Source organism: Streptomyces gossypii (assembly GCF_025165795.1).
In the GTDB taxonomy this organism is placed as follows: Bacteria; Actinomycetota; Actinomycetes; order Streptomycetales; family Streptomycetaceae; genus Streptomyces; species Streptomyces gossypii.
In genome coordinates this window covers 1-18,393 of record NZ_JAJAGO010000027.1, presented here as the reverse complement: position 1 = coordinate 18,393, position 18,393 = coordinate 1, and the positions used below count along the sequence as shown (strand labels likewise).

The following is an 18,393-nucleotide window of genomic DNA, read 5'->3' as shown; positions in this document are numbered from 1 at the left end:
TCAGTCGTTCAGCAGCGGGAGTAGCTCCGGGAGTTGGCCGTCGGAGGCCAGGGCCGCGCGCCGGCGCTCCTCGGGGACGGGCCCGTAGGCCGTCGTACGGGGGCGGGAGGGCCGGCCCGCCGCGTCCGCGATGGAGACCAGATCCTTCACCGAGCGGTACGAGCCGTAACTGGAGCCCGCCATCCGGGAGATGGTCTCCTCCATCAGCGTGCCGCCCAGGTCGTTCGCGCCGGAGCGGAGCATCTCGGCGGCCCCGTCGGCGCCCAGTTTGACCCAGCTGGTCTGGATGTTGGTGATGTGCGGGTGCAGCAGCAGCCGCGCCATCGCCGTGACGGCGCGGTTGTCCCGGGCGGTCGGACCGGGGCGGGCGATTCCGGCCAGGTAGACGGGCGCGTTGGTGTGGATGAAGGGGAGAGTGACGAACTCGGTGAATCCCCCCGTGCGTTGCTGGATCTCAGCGAGCAGCCGCAGGTGTGCCAGCCAGTGCCTCGGCTGGTCCACATGCCCGTACATCATGGTGGAGGAGGACGGCAGGCCCGCCTGGTGCGCGGCGGTGACGACCTCGATCCAGGTGGCCGTCGGCAGCTTGCCCTTGGTGAGGATCCAGCGCACCTCGTCGTCCAGGATCTCCGCCGCCGTGCCCGGAATCGAACCGAGACCGGCCTCCTTCGCGGCTGCCAGCCACTCCGGAATGGACATGCCGGTACGGGCCGCCCCGTTGACGACCTCCATCGGGGAGAAGGCGTGCACATGCATGCCCGGCACCCGTTCCTTCACGGCGCGCGCGATGTCGAAGTAGGCGGTGCCCGGCAGGTCCGGGTGGATGCCGCCCTGCATACAGACCTCGACGGCGCCCACGTCCCATGCCTGCGCGGCCCGGTCGGCGACCTGGTCCAGCGACAGCGTGTACGCGTCGGCATCGGTGCGGCGCTGCGCGAAGGCGCAGAAACGGCAGCCTGTGTAGCAGACGTTGGTGAAGTTGATGTTGCGGGTGACAATGTAGGTCACCTCGTCGCCGACGACGTCACGGCGCAGTTCGTCGGCGATCCGGCAGAGCGCGTCCAGCGCGGGCCCGTCGGCGTGCAGCAGGGCGAGGGCCTGCGGGTCGGTGAGGCGGGTCGGGTCGTCGGCGGCGGTGGCCAGCGCGGCGCGTACGTCCGCGTCGAGGCGCTCCGGGGACGTGCCGTTGCCCGTCGTACCGGAGTCCGCCGTGCCGGGGACGGCCGGGGTCATGCCGGGGTCCGGGGCCATGCCGACGGCGGCCCGTTCACGCAGATCGGCCCAGTCGCCGTACACCTCGTCGAAGTCGTCCCGCCGGTCGGCGGTGCGGCCCTCGGTGTCGATGGTGCGGTGCAGGTCGGTGCGGCCCGTTCCGGTGCCTCCTGCGGTGAAGGTCTCGTCCGGCTCCTGCCACGGAAGCCCCCGTACGGGCGCGTCCTCGCGGGCGAGGCCGGTCTCCGGGTCGGCGAGCGCGGTGACGTGCGGGAGCAGTCGCGGGTCCAGCCAGGGTTCGCCGCGCAGCACGAACTCCGGGTAGATGCTGAGCCGTTCACGCAGCTCGAAACCGGACTCGCGGGTGCTGCTGGTGAGCCGCTCGATCTGCGGCCAGGGGCGCTCTGGGTTCACATGGTCGATGGTCAGCGGCGACACGCCGCCCCAGTCGTCGATGCCCGCGTCGACGATCATGGCGAACTCGCCGTCGACGAGGTTCGGCGGCGCCTGAATGCGGACCTGCGGGCCCAGAATGAGGCGGGCGACGGCGATGGCCGCGGCCAGCTCCTCCAGTTCCGCGTCCGGCATGCCGCGCATCGCGGTGTCCGGCTTGGCGCGGAAGTTCTGCATGATGACTTCCTGGATGCCGTGGTAGGCGCGGTGCACGCGGCGGAGCGCGAAGAGGGAGTCGGCCCGCTCCTCGTAGTCCTCGCCGATGCCCAGCAGGATGCCGGTGGTGAAGGGCACGTTGGAGCGCCCGGCGTCCTCCAGCACCCGCAGCCGCACGGCGGGCTCCTTGTCCGGCGACCCGTGGTGCGGGCCGCCCGGCTCGCTCCACAGCCGCTCGGCCGTGGTCTCCAGCATCATGCCCATCGAGGGTGCGACGGGCTTGAGCCGCTGGAGATCAGTCCAGCTCAGGACGCCCGGGTTGAGGTGCGGCAGCAGACCGGTCTCCTCCAGTACCCGGATCGCCATCGCCCGTACGTAGGCGAGGGTGTCGTCGTAACCCTCCGCCGCCAGCCACTCGGCCGCCTCCGGCCAGCGGTCCTCCGGCTTGTCGCCGAGGGTGAACAGCGCCTCCTTGCAGCCCAGTGCGGCGCCGCGCCGCGCGATGTCCAGCACCTCGTCCGGGGAGAGGAACATGCCGTGGCCCTCACGGCGCAGCTTGCCGGGCACGGTCACGAAGGTGCAGTAGTGGCACTTGTCCCGGCACAGCCGGGTGAGCGGAACGAACACCCCGCGCGAGTAGGTGATGACGCCCGGCCGCCCGGCCGCCTCCAGCCCGGCGTCCCGCACCCGCCGGGCCGAGGCGCTCAGATCCGCGAGGTCCGCGCCGCGCGCCTGGAGCAGCACGGCGGCCTCACTCACGTCGAGCGCGACGCCGTCCCGGGCCCGCTTGAGCGCGCGCCGCATGGCGTTGGCGGTGGGGCGGGCGGGCGCCGCGGCGGTCGCGACGGGTGCCTGCGGCGGTACTGGCGGCTGCGCGTCCATGGTCATCCCCCGAGCGTACGGCGCGATGCCGCCGTCCGGCGGCGAGAGACAGCTCACACACGCGCGCCGCGCTGTGCTGCGCGCGGCTCCCCTGCCCGCCTGCGCCTGCGGCGCGGCCCGGCACCGGGGTGGTACCGGGCAGCCCGGCACGGGGCGGCCCGGCGCGCGACCCCGCGCCCGGCATGGCCGGGCCGCACGACACCCGGCCGGAGCGGGCACCGGGCCGCCGCAGAGCACGGTGCGGCGCGGTGACGACCGCAGGTGACGGCTTCGGCCGGCGGCCGGGCCGTGACCTCGGTCAACGCCGCTGCCGTCACGCAGTCCTCCACTGCCATCCCCGGCATCGACCTGTACGTCGGGCGCTGCGCGGGGTCATCGGCGACGCCATGGTGGCCCGATCGGTCATCTGGCGCAGCTGTGGGACCAGCTGACCGGCGCCCGCCCCCTCGACCTCGACGACGAGGGCCGGGTCCGCCTCGACACCCGGGAACTCGACCCCGCCGTGCAGAACGCCGTCGCCGAACGCTGGAGCGCACTGCCACCAGCGACAGCATCACCGAACTCGCCGACCTCGACTGGTTCAGCGACGAAGTCCGCCGCCTCTACGACTTCTCCGTCCCTGGCGTCGGCTACACCGCCGCCGTTGAAACCGACGTCCCCTGGCCCACTTTCACCACCTGGCCCGCGCCACGAGCGCCCCCGATCGCGTCGTAGAACGAGGTCGCTGCGCGCCAGGGTCGCTGGCCGGCCCTGTCCAGCCGCGTTGCTCAGCGGCCGGTGAGGGAGATCCTTCCCGCGTGCAGGCGTCCGTCGCCTCCGTCGAAGTACACCCGGCCGCCCTCGAAGGTCGCGTCGGGGTCGCCGGACGACAGGCGCGTCGCGGCCGGGGACGCTCCGGTACGAGCGTCCGCAGTATGCAGTGTGCCGGCCTTGGTGCTGAAGAGCACCGAGCCGTCCAGCAGACCGTGCAGCTCGGGTTCGCGTTCGGTGTGCTCGGTCCAGAGCGCTCTGCCGGAGTCGGCCGCAACCGCGCGCACGGCTCCGGGTTCATAGTCACTGGTGGCGCCTCCGGTCCCGCCGTAGACGACGCCGTCGGAGACCACGAGCGGTTCGAGCCACTCCTCCACGCCGTCGTCGTCCGGTTCGTAGGTCCACAGCTTCGTGCCCCGCCGGGCGTCGACGGCGTGGAGGACAGTGCGGCTGTCGCCGAAGTAGACCGTGCCGTCCGACACCGTGATCGCCGTCAGCTCGCCCGCGTAAGCCGGGCTCGCGCTCGCGTGATACCTCCACAGCTGATCCCCTGTGTCCGCGTCCCAGGCGTGGAAGTAGGAGCCGTCCGCCTCCCGTACCCCGCCGTAGACGACCCCGTCCACGACCGCGAGCGCATTGGACAGAGTGTGCTCGATCGCTCGGGTCCATTTCAGCCGCCCGGTGGCGGCGTCCAGCGCCGACACGGCGTACGTGCCGTTGCGTTCGGACCCCTCGGGCAGGTCGTACATGGCGTTCACGTAGACGGTCCCGTCGGCCACCACGACCCGTGTATAGAGGTGGAACGTCGTTCCGGGCGCCGTGTGCGCCTTTGCGTCCACGCTCCAGACCTGATTGCCGCCGGCCGGATCGATGCCGTGGATCGTGCCCTTCTCGCTGGAGGCCACCACCAGTCCGTCGCTCACGCCCTCGAAGGACGACGCGCTCGGATCGTCGTACGTCCACGCCTGCTCGCCGCTGTCGGCGTACAACGCTTTCAGCAGGCCGTCCTGGCTCCCGACCACCTTGTCGCCGACGACCACCGGTTGCCAAAAGTCCACGTCGCCCGACCACTGTTGCCGTACCGCCAGCTGTTTCGCGGCGGCCGTGGGGCTGCCGGTGCTCCCGGTGCCGTTGCCCGAGCCCGACGAGCCGGAGAAGGCGCGCGGCAGGAGCAGGCCGGCGACCACGGCCAGGACGACGAGGGAGCCGGCCGCGGCGAGGACCGCCGTAGGCCGCCGCCGGGCCGCCCCGCGCAGCCGGGCGGCGAACGATGGCCGCTCGGGCGGCGCGCCGAGCCGCGCCGTGACGACGGCGGTCGGGGCCGTGCCCACGGTGACCGTCGGCAGGTCCGCGTCCGCCGTTGTCGTGGGGGCCTCCTCCGGCAGCGGGGCCACGCGCAGCGCGGTGACGTCGGCGGCGACCAGCGCGGGCAGCCACGTGCCGGCGGTGAACGTGCCCCGGGCCCCGTCGGCCCCCTCCCACCGGCCCAGTTCCTCGATGAGTTCCGGCACCGCGGGCCGCTGCCGCGGGTCCTTGGCCAGGCACCGGGTGACCACGTCCTCGAGTCCGTCTGGCAGGCCCTCCAGATCGGGATTCTCGTGGACCACGCGGTAGTTGACGCCGTACGCGGGCCCGCCCCCGAACGCGCCGGTCCCGGTCGCCGCGTACGCCAGCAGCGCGCCCAGCGCGAACACGTCACCGGCGGGCCCCACCTCGCGACCGACCAGTTGCTCGGGGGGAAGGTAGCCGGGGCTGCCGACCACCGCCCCCGTGGTGGTCATTTTGGTGTCGTCGGCGGCCACCGAGATCCCGAAGTCGATCACCCGCGGACCGTCCGGCGCCAGCAGCACGTTCGACGGCTTCAGGTCACGGTGCACCACGTGGGCCCGGTGGATCGCCTCCAGTGCCTCCGCCAGCCCGGAGCCCAGGGCCCGTACGGACTGCTCGGGCCACACGCCGTGCGTCGCGACCGCCGCGCCCAGCGAGAGGCCCGGCACGTGGGCGGTTGCCAGCCAGGGCACGTCCGCGTCCGGGTCCGCGTCGACCAGGGGCGCAGTGAAGGGGCCCGTCACCCGACGTGCCGCAGCCACCTCCCGCCGGAACCGTGTACGGAAGGACGGGTCCTCGGCCAGTTCGTCGTGCACCACCTTCACCGCGGTCGCCCGGCCGCCCGACGACCGGGCGAGGTACACGCGGCCCATCCCGCCCGAGCCGAGCCTTCCGACGATCCGGTACGGGCCGACCCGCACGGGGTCACCCGCCTCCAGCGGCGTGAACGCCTGCACTGGCTCCTCCTCGTTCGTCACTTTCCCGGCTGTGGACGACATGTGGATCAGGTCGCGGCCCGGTAGGCGGTCAGCCGGCCGTCCAGCTCGACGAACACGGTGTTCCCGACGATCCCGAAGTCCGAGTCGTCGTCCACGTCGACCGGTTCCCGCCATCGGGACTTTCCGCTGCGTGCGTTCAGCGCGCTCAGGTACCCGTCCGAGTCGTGGACGAGGAGGGTGTCGTCCACGGCGGTCAGGGACGTCACCTCCTCGGCCTTCTGCTTGTTCTGCCACAGCACCCGACCGGTGTCCGCGTCGAAGGCCGACACATAGCCGTCGTTCTCGAAGTAGACGGTCCCGTCGGCCACTTCTGGCCTGCCCGCTCCCCCACCGAGCCGGCCGTCCCACAGCTCCCCCTCGAAGGTGCCGCGCCACACCTCCTCGCCCGACGCGGCGTCGACGGCGTACAGGGCGCCGTCCTTGGTACCGAAGTAGACTTTTCCGCCCGCCACCACGAGTGCCGTCTCCACCTCGCTGTCGGCCTCGTAGGTCCATGTCTCCTTGCGCGTGCGGGTATCGACCGCGATCAGCGTCTTCTCGCCGTGTGTGAGGAGGGCGTCGCCGGTGACGGTGACGTCGTCGGACGTCAGGCCGTCGAACGAGTACTTCCACAGCTCGTCCCCCGTGCGCGGGTCGAGGACGTAGAAGAAGGCGTTCATGTGCGCGTAGGCGGCGCCGTCCACGCCCACCGGGGAGGGGTGGAAGGAGTCGTCCATGTACTTCCAGAGCGGATCACCATCGTCCGCGTCCAGCGCGTACAGGTACTGGCCGCTCCCGTAGTACAGCAGGCCGCCCGAGACGGCGGTGATCTCGATGCCGTCTCCCACCGTGTTCCTCACGTAGTCGCTCTCCCCGGAGATGTCGGAGATCTTGACCCGGCGGGCCCAGCGATCGGAGCCGTCGGCGAGGGACAGGGCGGTGATCTCGTGGCGGTCCTCGTTCTGGAGGTAGACCGTCCGCTCCGCCATCGTGGCCATGGTCTGTCCCTCGTCCAGCGGCCGGGACCAGAGTTCTTCGACGTTCGGAGGGGCTGCGGGCGGCGAGTCGTCCTTCTCCTCGCTCGCAGCCACCTGCCACATGACGGCGCCGGTCACGACGACGGCCATGGCGGTCGCCGCGGCGAAGGCCGTCCGCAGACGGCGGCGCCGGGGGCGCGGCGGTGCGGTGGTGTCCGGGGGCTCCGGCGTACCGTCCCCCGCCCGGAGCACGGGCTCGGTCGGCACCTCGGCCTGGAGCCGCGTGGCCGAGTCGACCACCGGGCCGGGCATCCAACCGGCCGTTGTGACGTCGCCTTCCCGTACCAGATCGCCCCGTCGCGCGTGGTGGTCACCGGCGGTGGGTTCCGGGTGTCCTAATGCGTCCAGCAGCCGCGGGACCGTGGGCCGCTCCTCCGGGTCCTTCGCCAGGCACCGGGCCACCACCTCCGCGAGTGCGGGCGGCAGGCCCCTCAGATCCGGGTCCTGGTGCACTACCCGGTAGTTGACCGCGTGGGACGCGCCGCCGCCGAACGGGCCGACGCCCGCGGCCGCGTACGCCAGCACCGCCCCCAGGGCGAACACGTCACCGGCCGGTCCGAAGCTCTCGTGGCGCAGCTGCTCGGGAGGGATGAAGCCGGCTGTACCGATCACCATCCCGGTCTCGGTGAGCGCGGTGTCGCCGGCCGCCGCCGAGATGCCGAAGTCGATCACCCGGGGACCGTCCGGCGCCAGCAGGACGTTCGACGGCTTCAGGTCGCGGTGCACCAGGTCCGCCGCGTGCACGGCGGCGAGTGCCTCGGCCAGAGCGGCGCCGAGGCCCCGTACCGCCTGCTGCCGCCACACCCCGTGCCGGGCCACCGCGTCCTGGAGGGACAGTCCGGGGATGTACTCGGTGGCGAGCCAGGCCGGGTTCCCCTCGGGATCGGCGTCGACCACCCCGGCGGTGAAGAATCCCGTCACCCGCCGTGCCGCCTCGACCTCGCGCACGAAGCGCCGCCGGAACGCTTCGTCCCGCAGCAGCGCGTCCCGCACCACCTTCACCGCCACCGCACGCCCGCCGGGCGAGCGCCCCAGGTACACCCGCCCCATGCCGCCCTGGCCCAGCCGGGCCAGCAGCCGGTACCGGCCCACCCGCACCGGATCCCCCACTGTCAACGGTACCGACGCCACTGTCCCGCCCCTCCTGCCCACCCGCGGGCCCCACGCCGACCCGCCACCTCAACGGGCCCTCCCTGCACCGGACTCCCGGCACCTCCCCCACGGTTCCCACTCCGCACGCCCGCCACCACCCTTACGGCGAAGCCTCCCCGGAAACCTCACGATCGCGGGTACCAGGTGGGCTGGAGGTTGGGTCCCGCCATCTCGGCTACCCAACCAGCCAGCGGCGAGGCGTTCATCTACTTCTCAAAGGGCACTACTCCGACGGCGGAGCGCCGCCGCAGCAGTCCGCACACAGTCCGCAGGGCACCCGATCGCGACCGTCGTACCCCATCGCCAGCCATCAGTAAAGGGCCAGCTCAGAGGCCCACCGGGAAGATCCCCGCAGGTCACCGACATGGCCGATTACCAGGGCGTGTTTGAGAAGCAGCGCCGGTAAGGCCCGCGGCGGCTGGTGCGGCAAAGGGGCCTGACGCTGCCAGTGCGTTGCCGGTGGCACACACGTCTGACCGAGTCGGGCACGGCGTACGGCCCGGCACGGGCACCTGGTGGGCCGCCCCTGAGGGACAGCGGTACGTCCCGCACCGTTCCCCTTCGTGTCATTCGGGCGTACAACCCTCGGCACGACGGCATATCCGACCCGAGGGGACCCGACCGTATGGAACGGCGCAAGGTACTCAAGCTCTCCGCCGCCGCGGGAACCGCAGGCGTGCTTACCCTCGACAGTGTGGCCTTCGCGAGTCCGGCCCGGACCGACGGGCCCGGTGATTCCGCCGGTGAGGAGCGCAAGACGGTACGCGGCACGCTCCCCACCGGCGCGCCGGACTATGTCTACCTCCCGGTCGAGGTGCCCGACGGCGTCCGCGAGATCGCCGTGTCGTACGGCTACGACAAGCCGCAGGTCCCGGCGGGCACGCCGGGCAACGCGCTGGACATTGGCATCTTCGACGAGCGCGGCACCCGGCTGGGCGGCCGTGGCTTCCGCGGCTGGTCGGGCGGCTTCCGCACGGAGTTCGCGATCAGCGCCGAACGCGCCACGCCCGGCTACCTGCCGGGCCCTGTGCGCCCCGGCACCTGGCATGTCGTGCTGGGCCCGTACACGGTCGCGCCGCAGGGCCTGTCGTACGAGGTCACCGTCACCCTCCGGTACGGGAAGCCGGGCCGCACCCCGGCGCCCTCGTATCCGCCGGAGCGGGTGCGGGGCCGTGGCCGCGACTGGTACCGGGGCGACTGCCATCTGCACACCGTGCACTCCGACGGAAAGCGCACCCCCGGGGAGGTCGCCGCGGCAGCCCGCGCGGCGGGGCTCGACTTCCTGGCCACCACGGAGCACAACACCACCTCGGGACACGCCGCCTGGGCGGGGCTGTGGGGTGAGGACCTGCTCATTCTGTGCGGCGAGGAGGTCACCACGCGAAACGGTCACTATCTGGCGCTGGGCACCGAGCCGGGCACCTTCGTGGACTGGCGCTACCGGGCCCGGGACGACGCGTACGAGCGCTATGTCCGGCAGATCCACCGCGCCGGGGGGCTGGTGGTGCCCGCGCACCCCAACTGCCCGTTCGTCGGCTGCCAGTGGAAGTTCGGCTACGAGGGGGCCGACGCGGTCGAGGTGTGGAACGGCCCGTGGACGCCGGATGACGAACTCTCCGTCGCCGCCTGGGACAACACGCTCGTCGCGGACGACGACTGGCTGCCCGCGATGGGCAGCAGCGACGCCCACCGGGAGGGTCAGGAGGTCGGCCTGCCGCAGACCGTCGTCCGCGCAGAGGACCTGTCGCGCCGGGCGTTGCTGGAGGGGATGCGCAAGGGGCGCAGCTACCTCGCCGAGTCCTCCGCCGTCACGCTGAAGCTGTCGGCCACCGGTCCGCGCGGCGAGCACGCGGGCATCGGCGAGTCGCTGGGGGTCCCGGCGGACGCGGCGGTGACGGTGCGGCTGGAGGTGACGGGGGCACCGAGCGGCGCGACGGTCCGGCTGCTCACCGATCAGGGACAGCTGCACGCGGAGCCCGTCCCCGGCGGCTCGGCCACCGTGAGCTGGCGGACGACGGCCTCGCTGGCCCGCTACGTACGGGCGGAGCTGCGGCACCCGGTACGGGACGGCGACACCTCGGGGCTGCCGGGCCCGATGGCCGCCATGACCAACCCGCTGTGGCTCACGGCACGCGACTGAACGGGACCGTGCCTTCTACACTGGGGTTGGTGAACGCCCACTCACCAACTGATGGGCTGACCTGCGCGTCGTATCTCCAGGAGAGGACCGCCCGATGAAACTGACAGTTCTCGGTGCCACCGGCCGTACCGGCCGTCATCTCGTCACGCATGCTCTGGCGGACGGGCACGAGGTGACGGCGGCGGTGCGGAATCCGGCGAAGTTGCCGCTGGAGCACGAGAATCTCTCCGTCGTGCGGGCGGACGCGCTCGACGCCGCGTCCGTGAAGGACGCGGTCGGGAGCGCGGACGCGGTGCTGTCCGGCATCGGCCCGTCCGGGCGGCACGATCCGCTCAAGCCCGCCTCCACCTCCGCCCGTGCCGCCGTGGAGGCGATGACGGCGCTGGGCGTGCGGCGGCTCATCGTCATCAGCGCTGCTCCGCTCAACCGCACCGGCGAGGGCCAGCCACGATCGATGCACCGGGTGTGGTCACCGTTGCTCTGGGCCGTCTTCAAGGAGTGGTACGGCGACCTGGTGGTGATGGAGGAGGTCCTGCGGCAGAGCGATCTGGACTGGACTGCGCTGCGGCCGCCGCAGCTCAAGGACAAGCCGGGCCAGGGCCGTTACCGTCACACCGTCGGCGCCGGGCCGGTCGGCAGCACGATCCCGTTTCCGGACGTGGCCCGCGCCATGCTCGACCTGGTCGACGACCGGGCGACGTACGGCCAGGTGGTGGGCGTCAGCAGCTGACGGCGCACCAGCGGCCACAGCCTCCGGGCCGCCACCACCACCCGCCACGGCCCCCGTGCGGGCGGGCACTTCGCACCCGTAACCAGTCTGACGAGATCGGCTCCCGTGACGCAGACCATGTAAGAAGTCTCACTCCACGGGGTGTGGTGCGGCTGTGACTGCGGCAACATGGTGATGTTCCTGCGCCTGGGGAGAAAGGGGACCTTGGGCGCCCAACTTGCCTGCGCGAAAGCTGCTTTCCCTTCGCGCCGCCACAACCGCACTGCCCAGTACCTGACTTCGGAGGCCGTATCCGGTATCCGTATTCAGAAATCCAGTTGACCGAGGATTCAGATGACCGAGATACCGGTGGCTCTGACCGTACTCCTGGCTGTGGGTACGGTCGCCGCCGTAGGAATGGCGCCCTATCTGGCCCGCACCCGTGGACAGTTGCGCAGCCTGCGAACGCGGGCCGCGACAGCTGAGACCGACCTCGGGAACGTCACCCGGCACCGCGACGACCTGGCCGGACGCATCCCGCTCGCCGAGGCCGAGATCCGACACCTCGCCGCCGTCAGGCTGCCCGACCTGGCCACCGCGCTCACCCACCCCCACATGTCCGTACGCGGTCCGGCCGACCCCCGGATCGCGGGCAGCACCCTGGACGAGGCACTCAGCGCCGTGCTGGAGACGGTCGGCGAGTCGATCGACAAGGAGCGGATGCGGGTCGACGCCGCCGCCCAGGCCACCATGCGCAGCACCTCGACGACGATCCAGGCGCTGCTCTACCAACTGCAGACGCTGCTACAGGAGATGCAGGAACGGCATGACGATCCGCTCCTCGCACAGGACCTGTTGGCTGCGGACTTCCTCAACGAGCAGGCGCTGCGCCGCATCCAGACGACAGCGGTGGTGTGCGGGTCCTGGCCGGGGCTGACCCGCCAGGACTCCCATGTCGCCGACATCGTCGTCGGCGCCACCTCCCGGCTCCAGGGCTACGAACGCATCCAGGTCACCAGCCAGTTGCGCGATCCGGTCGGTGTCGTGGCACGGGCCGTGGAGCCCGTCGCGGTCGCGCTGACCGAGCTGATGGCCAACGCGCTGCACTACTCGCACACCGACCTCCCCGTCGCCGTCACCGTCCAGCAGGGCAACCGCGGCGCGACGGTGATCATCGACGACGCCGGCGTGGGCATGCACGAGGACGAGGTCCGCCGCGCCCGCCAGCTGATGTCGGGTCAGGATCAGGTGCTGCTCACCGAACTGGGCGACCCGGTGCGTTCCGGCTTCGCCGCCGTCGGCCAGCTGGTGCGCCAGTACGGCTTCAGCGTGCACGTGGAGACCTCGCCGTACGGCGGTGTCCGCGCGATCGTGCACATCCCGGGCGAGCCGCTGCTCACCCTGCTCGACGAGGAGAGGCACCCCCTGTCCCCCATGACACCCCTGCCCGCCTCCGGCCCCACCGCACCCCGCACCGCGCCGCCCGGCCCCACCGTGCCCGGCACCGCCGGCACCGCCGGCACCGCCGGCACCGAACCCGCCGCACCGGCCGCAGCCGCCGAATCGCCCGCACCGCCGGCAGCCGCCGAACCGGCAGCCCCCGCAGCCGCAGCACCCGCAGCCGCAGCACCCGCGGCGGCAGCCGCCGAAGAGGCCGCCCTCCCCCGGCGTCGCCGCCGCCAGCCGGAGCCGCAGGCCGCAGCATCCCCGCAGCCCCCCGCCCCACCCCTGTCGCCGCCGGAAACGGCCCCCGAGGCAGAGGCGGACGCCGAGCGCAGCGCCGAACGCTGGGGCGACTTCCAGCGGGGTACCGAGTCCGGCCGCGCCGCGATCACCGGCGATTCCGCCCAGACCGCTGCGCCCGCCGAAGCCGCCGGGCCCGCCGAGCCCACTGACGGCTCCGGACCCTCCACTGCCCCCGAAGGGAACCCCCCGTCATGACCCTCCCCACTCGTCGCCCGGTTCCCGAGGACATGTCCTGGGTGCTGGCGCCGCTGCTGGAACTCCCCCATGTCGCGCACGCGGCCGTCATATCCGGCGACGGCTTCGTCCAGGGCCGCTCGCCCGGCCTGGAGCGGGAGGCCGCCGAGGGCGTGGCCGCCATGATGTCGGCCCTGCAGGGGGCCGCCCGCACCACCTCGCTGGCGTTCTCCGGCGAGCCGGACGTGCGGCTGCGGCAGACCGTCATCGAATCCGACCGCGGCTGGGTCTTCGCGATACCCGCGGGTGAGAACACCTGCCTGACGGTCTTCGCCAGACCGGACGTCAACATGCGGGTGGTCACGCATCAGATGCAGGTGCAGGTCGCCACGCTCGGAGAAAAGGCAATGGCCAGTCCTCCTCGCGACGACGTGCCGGCATGAGTTCCTCCCGGAACAGCAGGCGTCTGGTCCCGGCCTACCTGGCCACTTCCGGGCGCGCCCGGCCCAGCCGCAACACACTCGACCGCCTCTCCCTGCTGCACAACCCGGCCGGTCCGGGCCCCTCGGGCACCGGCCTGGGCGGTCCCGACGGTCTGCGGCCGGAGGAGCGGCGGCTGCTGGAACTGCTGCGGCCGGGGTCGCTCTCACTCGCCGAGGCCGCAGCCCATCTGCGGTTGCCGGTAAGCGTGGTGAAGGTACTGGTGGCCGACCTTGTCGACACCGGTCTCCTGCACGCCCGTCCACCCGTTCCCGCACACCGACTGCCCGAACGCGAGCTTCTGGAGAAGGTTCTCGATGGACTCCGCACTCTCAAGTCCTCCTAGCGGCCCCGTCACGGGCTATCTGGACGGCACTCACCAGACGCTGGTGAAGCTGCTCGTCGCAGGGCCGTTCGGGGTCGGCAAGACGACCTTCATCCGATCGCTTTCCGAGACCCCGCCGCTGCACACCGAGGAGGTCATGACGCGCAGCGGGGCGCTTGTCGACGACCTCGCCGGGGTGCGGGAGAAGTCGGCCACCACGGTCGCCATCGACTTCGGGCGCCGTACGCTGCCCGGCGATCTGGTGCTCTACCTCTTCGGTACGCCCGGCCAGCGGCGCTTCCGTCCGCTGTGGCAGGACATCGCCCGCGGCGCGCTGGGCGCGCTGGTGCTGACCGACACCCGGCGGCTGGCGGACTCCTTCGAGGTGATGGACATGGTGGAGGAGGCCGGACTGCGTTACGCGGTGGCCGTCAACACCTTCCCCGATTCGCCGCCGCACACGACCGAGACCCTCCGCGACCATCTCGACCTGCACCCCGACACCCCCCTGGTGCACTGCGACGCCCGCGACCACGACCAGTCCGCCGACGCGCTGATCGCCCTCGTCGGCCATGTGCTCGCCCATACGCCCCTGGAGAACGAGTGACCAGCACGCCCGGCCCGGACGGCACCTCCCGCCAGCCCGGCATATCCAGCACCACCGCCTCCCTGCCCGTCGCCGCGCCGCTGGCCCACGAGGTCATACCGCTGTACGGAGCGGAGTTCGCCGCCGACCCGTACAGCGTCTACGACCGGCTGCGCGAGTACGGCCCGCTCGCCCCGGTCGAGATCGCGCCCGGCATCGGCGCGATGCTCGTCACCGACTACCGGGCGGCGCTGGAGCTGCTGCACGACCCGGATACCTGGAGCAAGGACTCGCGGGCCTGGCAGGCGACCGTGCCGCCCGACTCGCCGGTCCTGCCCATGATGGGCTGGCGCCCCAACGCGCTCGTCAACGACGGTGACACGCACCGCCGTTACCGCCAGGTGATCACCGAGAGCTTCTCCCTGTTCACCCCGCACGAGCTGCGCGAGCACACCCGGCAGGTCTCCGAGACGCTGATCGCCCGCTTCACCTCCCGCGGTCAGGTGGATCTGATCGCCGAATACGCGGCCCAGGTACCGGTCCTGGTGTTCAACCGGCTCTTCGGGATGCCCGACTCCTACAGCGCACAGCTGGTCACCGCCCTGTGCGGGATGCTGGACGCCAACACCCCCGAGGAGGCCGTCACCGCCAACGAGGCGTTCTCCGCCTACATCGGCGAGCTGATCGGCACCAAGCAGGTGCAGCGCGGTGCCGACCTCACCTCCTGGTACATGGACCACCCGGCCGGGCTGACCCCGGAGGAGCTGGCCTCCGAGATCGTGGTGACCATGGCCGCGGGCCACAACGCGACGACCAACCTGATCGGCAACGCCCTCGCCCGGATGCTGTCCGACAACCGCTACTACAGCACCCTCTCCAGCGGCGGTCTCACGCCCCGTGACGCCCTGCACGACGTGCTGCAGAACGACCCGCCGATGTCTAACCTGTCGCCGCACTTCCCCACGCGTGACGTTTTCTTCCACGGCACCTGGATACGCGCGGGCCAGCTGGTCCTCATCTCGTACGCCGCCGCCAACACCCAGCACGGCCGCACGGCGCCGGGCGAGGCCGCCAGCGCGGGCGGCTCCGGCGGCGGGGCGCACCTGGCATGGTCCGCCGGGCCGCACGCCTGCCCGGTGCAGAATCCCGCGCTGCTCATCGCGACGACCGCGATCGAACGCCTCACGGCATGGCTGTCGGACATCGAGCTCACCGTCCCGCACGACGAGCTGGTCTGGCGCCACGGCCCCTTCCACCGAGGGCTCGTCGAGCTCCCGGCCAGATTCACGCCGATCACCCCCGACCAGGCAGGAGCCACCCCATGGGCCAGCAGCAGCCCTTCGTCCTCGACCCAGCCGGACGCGATGTCAACGGCGAGGCCGACCGCCTCCGCGAGCTAGGCCCTGCCACGCGCGTAGAACTGCCCGGCTCCATCGTTGCCTGGTCCATCAGCGAATTCGACCTGCTGAAACAGTTGCTGGCCGACCCGCGCGTCTCCCGGGACCCGAGAGCGCACTGGCCCGCCTGGCAGCGCGGCGAGTTCCACGACAGCTGGATCCAGCCCTGGATCGCCCCGGTCAACATGCTCACCTCCTACGGTCCCGAACACCGGCGGCTGCGCAAACTGATGGCGCCCGCCTTCACCGGCCGCCGCACCGAGGCGATGCGTCCGGAGGTCGAGCGCATCACCGCGACCCTGCTGGACACGCTGGCCGAGACGCCGCCCGGGGCGACCGTCGACCTGCGCGCCGCGTACGCCTTCCCGCTGCCGATGCTGGTCATCTGCGGGCTGTTCGGCATCCCGGAGGAGTCGCGGGAGGACCTCTCCGACCTGGTGGAGCGGATCATGAACACCAACACCACGCCGGAGGAGGCCGCACGGACGATGGCGGACATCGCGTCCACCTTCTCCGAGCTGGTCGCCCACAAGCGCGAACACCCGGCCGACGACCTGGCCAGTGCGCTCGTCGCCACCCGTGACGACGAGGGTGACCGGCTCACCGAGGTCGAGCTGCAGGCAACCCTGCTGCTCCTGCTCAGCGCGGGGCACGAGACCACCGTCAACCTCATCGGCAACGCGGTGCACGCGCTGCTCACCCACCCCGACCAGCTCAAGCTGGTGCTCGACGGTGAAGTGCCGTGGGACGAGGTCATCGAGGAGACACTGCGCTGGGCGCCCAGCGTCGGCAGCATGCCGCTGCGCTACGCGACCGAGGACATCGAGATCAACGGCGGCGAGGACGCGGCCGACGGCCGTGGCCGCACCATCAGGCAGGGCGACCCGATCCTCGCAACCTTCGGCGCCTCCGGACGCGACCCCCTCAAGCACGGGCCGGACGCCGCCGAGTTCGACATCCGGCGCCAGGACCGCGAACACCTCGCCTTCGGACACGGCGTGCACTTCTGCCTCGGCGCCCCGCTGGCCCGCATCGAGGCCCGGACGGCGCTGCCCGCACTCTTCGCCCGCTTCCCGGACCTCCGGCTCGCGGTGCCCGCCGAGGAGATCGAACACGTGCCGTCGTTCATCGCGAACGGGCACGCGACGCTGCCGGTCCGCCTGACCCCGGCGAGCTGACGACGCCCCGGGCGGGACGGGGAGACTTCCCGCCCGCCTCGGGCCGCCTTCACCCCTGGTGGCCACTGCGCACACGACCTCCACGCCCTGATAGCCGAATATCCACGCGGCAACTTGGCTGACTCCCGGCCCTGCCATACGTTAGAGGGTTGGATCGCATGGCCGCTCCCGCGAGTTGACCCTCCCGGGCGGCGGCTATGCGGAATAGGAAGCGCCGATCTGACGTCAAGTCAGTCCTGCATGAGCGGCACAAGTCGCAGAATAGCCACATCCACGCGACAACCTGGTGGATGAGGCCGGTACCGTGCTGACGCACGGGACTTGGACAAGGCAGACTGACCGATGCGGAAGCGGAGCGCACGACGGCAGGGGGCACCATGGGCGCCGAGAGCCACACGGGACGCGACACCGAACAGCACGGTCATCAGCTGCGTTTCACCGTGCTCGGTCCCGTCCGGGCAAGCCGCGGTGACAACGCCCTCAGTACCGGATCGCCACAGCAGCAGGCGCTGCTGGCCGCACTGCTGCTGCGCGGCGGCCACACGGCCACCGCCGAGGAACTCATCGACGCCCTGTGGGGCGAAGAACCGCCCGAGCAGGCGAAAGCCACCCTGCGCACCTACGCCTCCCGTATCCGGAAGGCACTGGCACCCGACGCCGACCTTCTGGTGAGCGAATCGGGCGGCTACGCCATCCGGACCACCAGGGCGGGCGCCGTACTGGACGCCGACGTGGCCAACTCCCTGGCCACCGACGCCGAGAAGTGCGCGGCGGCGGGCGACCGGCCCCGAGCACGGGAGCTCTACGACCGGGCGCTGCGGCAGTGGGAGGGCGAGCCGCTGGCCAACGTGCCCGGCCCGTACGCCGAGACCCAGCGGGTGCGCCTGGAGGAATGGCGCCTCCAGCTCCTGGAGCACCGCCTCGACCTGGACTTGGAGGCCGGCGCCCACGCCGAGGCGGTCTCCGAACTGACCGCGCTGACCGCCGCGCACCCGCTGCGCGAGCGGCTGCGCGAACTCCTGATGCTCGCCCTCTACCGCAGCGGACGCCAGGCAGAGGCCCTCGCCGTCTACGCCGACACCCGCCGCCTGCTCGCCGACGAGCTCGGCGTCGACCCGCGCAGTGAACTCTCCGAGCTCCAGCAGCGCATCCTCGAAGCCGACGACGAACTCTCCCTCTCCGCCGACGCCCCGGCGCGCGGCGGATCCACCGACGCGCTCCGCCCTGCACAACTTCCAGCCACCGTGGCGGACTTCACCGGCCGCACTGGCTTCGTCACCGAACTGGGCGAGCAACTCGCCGCAGCCGAGGGCACCGTGATGGCCGTCTCCGCGGTCGCGGGAATCGGTGGTGTCGGCAAGACCACCCTCGCCGTCCACGTCGCGCACGCCGCACGCGCCCACTTCCCGGACGGGCAGCTCTACGTCGACCTCCAGGGCGCCGGCCCGGCCGCCGCCGAGCCGGAAGCCGTCCTGGGCGCCTTCCTGCGCTCCCTCGGCACCCCGGACGCCGTCATCCCCGACGGCGTACAGGAGCGCGCCGCGCTCTACCGCTCCCTGCTCGCCGGGCGCCGCGTACTGGCACTGCTCGACAACGCCCGCGACGCCGCACAGGTCAGACCCCTCCTCCCCGGCACACCGGGCTGCGCCGCACTGGTCACCAGCCGCGCCCGCATGGTCGACCTCGCCGGCGCGCACCTCGTCGACCTCG

Annotated in this window: 12 protein-coding genes and 1 pseudogene; 10 read left to right on the top strand and 3 right to left on the bottom strand. The window is 72.1% G+C overall.

All coding sequences use genetic code 11. The annotated features are described in order from the left end of the window. Nucleotides 1-2,703 (bottom strand): bifunctional FO biosynthesis protein CofGH, encoded by a 2,703-nt coding sequence (locus tag LHJ74_RS33460; protein WP_260222134.1) that lies wholly within the window; start codon nt 2,701-2,703, stop codon nt 1-3. Nucleotides 2,704-2,979: 276 nt separating this feature from the next. Between LHJ74_RS33460 and LHJ74_RS33455 the strand changes: the two are divergent. Further along, nucleotides 2,980-3,417 (top strand): annotated as a pseudogene (locus LHJ74_RS33455) (enoyl-[acyl-carrier-protein] reductase FabV); the annotation flags it as partial. A gap of 53 nt (nt 3,418-3,470) precedes the next feature. On the opposite strand, the gene LHJ74_RS33450 reads toward LHJ74_RS33455, so the two are convergent. Next, on the bottom strand, nt 3,471-5,759 hold the full coding sequence (locus tag LHJ74_RS33450) for a serine/threonine-protein kinase (RefSeq protein WP_260222112.1): 2,289 nt from the start codon (nt 5,757-5,759) through the stop codon (nt 3,471-3,473). Between the two features lie 26 nt (nt 5,760-5,785). Further along, the gene (locus LHJ74_RS33445) at nt 5,786-7,927 is read right to left on the bottom strand and encodes a serine/threonine-protein kinase (protein WP_260222110.1); all 2,142 of its coding nucleotides are present in this window, start codon (nt 7,925-7,927) and stop codon (nt 5,786-5,788) included. 646 nt (nt 7,928-8,573) lie between these two features. Between LHJ74_RS33445 and LHJ74_RS33440 the strand changes: the two genes are divergently transcribed. From LHJ74_RS33440 to LHJ74_RS33400, 9 genes are all read left to right on the top strand, one after another. Continuing rightward, nucleotides 8,574-10,088, top strand: coding sequence for a CehA/McbA family metallohydrolase (locus tag LHJ74_RS33440; RefSeq protein ID WP_260222109.1), 1,515 nt, complete (start codon nt 8,574-8,576; stop codon nt 10,086-10,088). A gap of 94 nt (nt 10,089-10,182) precedes the next feature. Continuing rightward, complete coding sequence (locus LHJ74_RS33435) at nt 10,183-10,818, top strand: NAD(P)-dependent oxidoreductase (protein ID WP_260222108.1); 636 nt, start codon at nt 10,183-10,185, stop codon at nt 10,816-10,818. 333 nt (nt 10,819-11,151) lie between these two features. Then, the gene (locus LHJ74_RS33430; protein WP_260222107.1) at nt 11,152-12,738 is read left to right on the top strand and encodes an ATP-binding protein; all 1,587 of its coding nucleotides are present in this window, start codon (nt 11,152-11,154) and stop codon (nt 12,736-12,738) included. Beyond that, nucleotides 12,735-13,160 (top strand): roadblock/LC7 domain-containing protein, encoded by a 426-nt coding sequence (locus tag LHJ74_RS33425; RefSeq protein ID WP_260222106.1) that lies wholly within the window; start codon nt 12,735-12,737, stop codon nt 13,158-13,160. Before LHJ74_RS33430 ends, LHJ74_RS33425 begins: the two co-directional genes overlap by 4 nt. Then, nucleotides 13,157-13,543 (top strand): DUF742 domain-containing protein, encoded by a 387-nt coding sequence (locus LHJ74_RS33420; RefSeq protein WP_260222105.1) that lies wholly within the window; start codon nt 13,157-13,159, stop codon nt 13,541-13,543. The genes LHJ74_RS33425 and LHJ74_RS33420 overlap by 4 nt, the downstream gene beginning before the upstream one ends. After that, complete coding sequence (locus tag LHJ74_RS33415) at nt 13,515-14,129, top strand: GTP-binding protein (RefSeq protein ID WP_260222104.1); 615 nt, start codon at nt 13,515-13,517, stop codon at nt 14,127-14,129. The genes LHJ74_RS33420 and LHJ74_RS33415 overlap by 29 nt, the downstream gene beginning before the upstream one ends. Further along, nucleotides 14,126-15,508: a cytochrome P450 gene (locus LHJ74_RS33410; RefSeq protein WP_260222103.1), complete on the top strand. Its 1,383-nt coding sequence runs from the start codon at nt 14,126-14,128 to the stop codon at nt 15,506-15,508. Before LHJ74_RS33415 ends, LHJ74_RS33410 begins: the two co-directional genes overlap by 4 nt. Further along, nucleotides 15,430-16,683: a cytochrome P450 family protein gene (locus tag LHJ74_RS33405; RefSeq protein ID WP_260222101.1), complete on the top strand. Its 1,254-nt coding sequence runs from the start codon at nt 15,430-15,432 to the stop codon at nt 16,681-16,683. Before LHJ74_RS33410 ends, LHJ74_RS33405 begins: the two co-directional genes overlap by 79 nt. 377 nt (nt 16,684-17,060) lie before the next feature. Then, nucleotides 17,061-18,393 (top strand): AfsR/SARP family transcriptional regulator (locus LHJ74_RS33400; RefSeq protein ID WP_260222100.1); only part of this gene is annotated, 1,333 nt, incomplete at its 3' end.